The sequence below is a fragment of the Dietzia sp. E1 genome (assembly GCF_014145015.1).
Taxonomy (GTDB): Bacteria; Actinomycetota; Actinomycetes; order Mycobacteriales; family Mycobacteriaceae; genus Dietzia; species Dietzia cinnamea_A.
This window is the reverse complement of sequence record NZ_JAALDU010000218.1, coordinates 1-4,192: the sequence shown is the minus strand read 5'-3', so window position 1 is coordinate 4,192 and position 4,192 is coordinate 1. Positions and strand designations below refer to the sequence as shown.

The following is a 4,192-nucleotide window of genomic DNA, read 5'->3' as shown; positions in this document are numbered from 1 at the left end:
GCCCCGTCCCACGACCGTGCCGCCGACGAGCACGGCGCCCGCGCCGACCCCGGCGCCCTCGTGCACGAGGGCCTCCCCCGCGTGGCCGTCGAGCGCCGGCGAGGGGGCGATCCCGCGGACGAGGTCCGACGAACCGCGCACGAAGTCCTCCGGGGTGCCCATGTCGCGCCAGTAGGCCGAGTCGACGAAACCGTAGACGCGCCTGCCCTCACCGAGCAGCTGCGGGAAGGTCTCCCGCTCGACCGAGACGGGCTGTCCCTCGGGGATCTGCTCGATGAGCTCGCGGCGGAAGACGTAGCAGCCCGCGTTGATCTGGTCGGTCGGCGGATCCTGCGTCTTCTCCAGGAACTCCTGCACGCGGCCGTCGTCGTCGGTCGTGACGCACCCGAACGCGCGCGGGTCGGACACGCGCACCAGGTGCATGGTCAGGTCCGCGTCCTTGGCCCGGTGCAGGGCCAGGATCTCCCGCAGATCCGTGCCGCCGAGCACGTCGCCGTTGAACACCATGACGGTCGACGCGGCGAGCTCGGGCAGCACGTTGCGGATGCCGCCGCCCGTGCCCAGCGGCTCGGTCTCCACCACGTACGAGATGTCGAGGTCGAGGTCCGAGCCGTCGCCGAAGTGCTCCTCGAACACCTCGGCCTTGAACGACGTGCCCAGCACGACTCGCCGGATGCCGGCCGCGCGGATGCGCGACAGCAGGTGGGTGAGGAACGGCAGGCCCGCGGTCGGGAGCATGGGCTTGGGCGCGGAGATCGTCAGGGGCCGCAGCCGCGTGCCCTTACCGCCGACCAGCACCACCGCCTCGGTGTCGGCGATCAGGTCGTCGCCGGTCGCGGCGCTCCCGGTGGTCGTCGAGGTCACGATGAAGCTCCTGGGGGTCGTCGGGCCCCGCGGTCGCGCTCGCGAGCCGCCGGGGCGGTGGGTGGATGTCGGTCGTGGGTCGGACCCGGTTCCCGCGGGCTCAGCCGTGGCGGCCGCGGGGTGGGCGCGTGGCACGCCGCGCGGACCGGATCGCGAGACGGCACCGCAGTTCCAGGCCCGCTCTGAGCGCCCAGCGTATCGGGGCCTGCCACGTCCGTGGGTGCCTGTCCGCCTGGAACAGATAGGCGCTGCGGTGGTGGGCCCGGAGGGTGAACTCGGGCACCGCCTTCGCCGCGTGGCCCTGGTCGTGGTGGATGACGGCGTCCGGGACGTAGACGTTCTGCCACCCGGCGCGCCCGAGTCGGTCGCCCAGGTCCACGTCCTCCAGGTACATGAAGTAGCGCTCGTCGAACCCGCCGAGCGCGTCGAAGGCCTCACGGCGCAGCAGCAGGCACGAACCGGACAGCCAGCCCGCGGTCCGCTCGGTCTCCATGTCCGCGCCGTCGAGGTAGTGGGCGGTCCACGGGTTCCCCCGCCACACCTGCCCGAGCAGGGCGTGACCGATCCCGGCCCCGAGCCGCGGCACCGAGCGGGCCGACGGGTACACCGACCCGTCCGTCTCGGAGATGCGCGGGCCGAACGCGGCCGCGCGCGGCCACCGCCGCGCCGCCTCGAGGAGGGCATCCACCGAGCCGGGTTCGAACGTCACGTCCGGGTTGACCACCAGGACGAACTCCTGGTCGAACTCGTCCGGACGCGCGGCGATCTCGGCCACGGCCCGGTTGATCGCGGTGCCGTAGCCGAGGTTGCCGCCGGTCGGGAAGAACTCGGCGAAGTCGTACCGGGCGGCGACGGCCTCGGGCGCCCCGTCTGTCGACCCGTTGTCCGCCATCACCAGCGCCACCGGCCGGGACGTGGCCGCCGGGAGCGTCTCGACGAAGCTGTGGAGGTGGTCGCCCGGCGAGTACGTCACCGTCACGACGGGTAGTCGGGTCGTCACGCGCAACACCCTACGACGCGGCCCGTCGATTCCGACGCGCGGCGCGCGGCGCGGTACCGTGGGATGATCGTCGGCGGCCTCGAGCGGCCCCTAATCGAGGACAAGGACGGTGGATGAGCGCCGAGCTGCCAGTGACTCCCCGTCGCGCCCACAGCCGGGCGCGGGGTAGGCGGCACGCCACCCCGGCCCACCCGATGGCCTCGCGTATAGGCCGCGTCCTCGCCGCTCTCGTCTCCGCGGTCTGCCTCCTGGTCACCGGCGTCGGCTGGACGCTCGTCAACGGCCTCAGCTCGGACCTGTCCTCCGCCGGCGGCCTGGACGTGGGCGACGGCGGCCTCGACGGCGCGGTGGACATCCTTCTGGTCGGCACCGACAACCGGACCGACGCCCAGGGCAACCCCCTCAGCCAGGAGGAGCTCGCCACCATCCGCACCGGTGAGGAGGACGGCGAGAACACCGACACGATCCTGCTCATCCGCATCCCGGAGGACGGCAGCTCCGCCACCGCGATCTCCATCCCGCGTGACGTGTACGTGGAGACCAGCACCGTCGGCGGCAGCAAGATCAACGGTGTGTACGCGGCCAACAAGGAGGCCCACCTCGAGCGGGTCGTGGCCTCGGACCCCGAGGGCGTCATCACCGAGGAGGACCAGCGCGCGGCCGTCAACGCTGGCCGGAACGGGCTCATCGGCGCCGTCGCGGACCTCACCGGCGTCCAGGCCGACCACTACGCGGAGATCGGGCTGCTGGGCTTCGTACTGCTCACCGACGCGGTCGGCGGTGTCCCCGTCTGCCTCAACGAGCCCGTCGACGAGCCGCTGTCGGGCGCGAACTTCGACGCGGGTGTCCAGACGGTCTCCGGCTCGGACGCCCTGAGCTTCGTCCGCCAGCGCCACGACCTGCCCGCCGGCGACCTCGACCGCATCGTCCGCCAGCAGGTGTTCATGTCCCAGCTGGTCAAGAAGATCCTCTCGGCCGGCACCCTCACCGATCCCACGAAACTCGGTGCGCTGGTCGACGCCGCCAAACGCTCGTTCGTGATCGACGAGAACTGGGACTTCGTGGACTTCGCCATGAAGCTCAAGGACATCAGCGGCGGCAGCGTCCGCTTCGAGACCATCCCGGTCACCAGCATCGACTCGTACACCGAGTGGGGCGAGTCCATCGTCACCGCCGACCCCGTCCAGGTGTCGGAGTTCGTCGCGGGCTTCGCCAGCACCGAGGATGACGCGGACGCCGCCGAGGGCGGCGACGGCGAGCCCGCCCCCGGTGAGCCCGGCGTCGACCCCTCGACGGTCGCCGTGTCGGTGGTCAACACCACCGCGATCGACGGGCTGGCCGCCCGCGTCTCCGGTGCGCTCACCGAGCTGGGCTACACCACCGGTGATCTGCTCACCGACCCGGCCGCCGCCTACACCTCTCACGTGGCGGCGGGCTCGGCCGACGACGCCGCCGCGTTCGCCGTCTCCGACGCGCTCGGTGGCCTGCCGGTCCAGGTCGACCCCGCGGTCCCGCCCGGCACCGTGCGTGTGGTCCTCGCGGACGACTACAGCGGCCCCACCGGTGAGGCCGCCACGACCGAGTCCTACTCCCCCGCCACCACCACGTACGCGCCGCTCCCGCCGTCGATCGCGCAGCGTCCGACCTTCGACGCCGGCGGCTCCGACGTACCCTGCGTGAACTGACCCCGGAGGCGGACGCGCCGCCCGCCGGACCGGGGGAACCACCCCACGACGCCAGGAGGCCACCCGAGTGAACACCGCCGCAGACACCGTGCTCCAGCCGCTGCTCGCGCTCGACCCCGGGGCGCCGATGGTCACCCACTACGACGAGGCCGCCCCGTCCCGCGTCGAGCTGTCGGTCACCTCGACCGCCAACTGGGCGGCGAAGATCGCGGGCCTGCTCCGCGACGAACTCGGGGTGACGCCCGGTGACGTGATCGTGTGCGACCTGCCCGCCCACTGGCTCACCGCCGGTGTCCTGCTGGGCGCCTGGTGGGCGGGCGCCGAGGTCCGCACAGGGTCCGCGGACGACGCCGTCGTCGTCGTCACCGTCCCCGACCGCCTCGACCGCCATCCCACCGACGTCGAGACCCTCCTCATGACCACCGACCCGATGGGCCGCCCCCTGGCCGCCGCGGGCGTCGAGGTGCCGCCGGGCGTCACCGACCTCGCCGAGGCGTGCCGCATCCACCCCGACGCGTTCGTCCCCTCCGGCGGCGGTGACCTCGCCCTCGACGGCCTGACGCTCGACCAACTGGCCGACCGCGCCCTCTCCGGTCGCGCGCTGGTCGCCGGCCGCGAACGCGACGACGTCGTGGCCACCCTC

The 4,192-nt window shown here is 73.0% G+C and carries 4 protein-coding genes; 2 read left to right on the top strand and 2 right to left on the bottom strand.

Annotation, left to right across the window (positions count from 1 at the left end; genetic code table 11):
- Together G6030_RS08375 and G6030_RS08370 are read right to left on the bottom strand one after the other, a co-directional pair.
- Window positions 1-864 (bottom strand): NDP-sugar synthase (locus G6030_RS08375; RefSeq protein WP_347238611.1); only part of this gene is annotated, 864 nt, incomplete at its 3' end.
- A gap of 100 nt (window positions 865-964) precedes the next feature.
- Window positions 965-1,864, bottom strand: coding sequence for a glycosyltransferase family 2 protein (locus tag G6030_RS08370; RefSeq protein WP_061914039.1), 900 nt, complete (start codon window positions 1,862-1,864; stop codon window positions 965-967).
- A 113-nt stretch (window positions 1,865-1,977) separates the two neighbouring features.
- Between G6030_RS08370 and G6030_RS08365 the strand changes: the two genes are divergently transcribed.
- Together G6030_RS08365 and G6030_RS08360 are read left to right on the top strand one after the other, a co-directional pair.
- The gene (locus G6030_RS08365; protein ID WP_131884983.1) at window positions 1,978-3,549 is read left to right on the top strand and encodes an LCP family protein; all 1,572 of its coding nucleotides are present in this window, start codon (window positions 1,978-1,980) and stop codon (window positions 3,547-3,549) included.
- 67 nt (window positions 3,550-3,616) lie between these two features.
- Window positions 3,617-4,192, top strand: a 576-nt coding sequence (locus G6030_RS08360; protein ID WP_182642813.1) for a TIGR03089 family protein, incomplete at its 3' end; no start/stop codon positions are given.

Bases quoted from the DNA above. Each gene is read 5' to 3' on its own strand.
- G6030_RS08365 (WP_131884983.1), top strand. From the start codon at position 1,978: ATGAGCGCCGAGCTGCCAGTGACTCCCCGTCGCGCCCACAGCCGGGCG.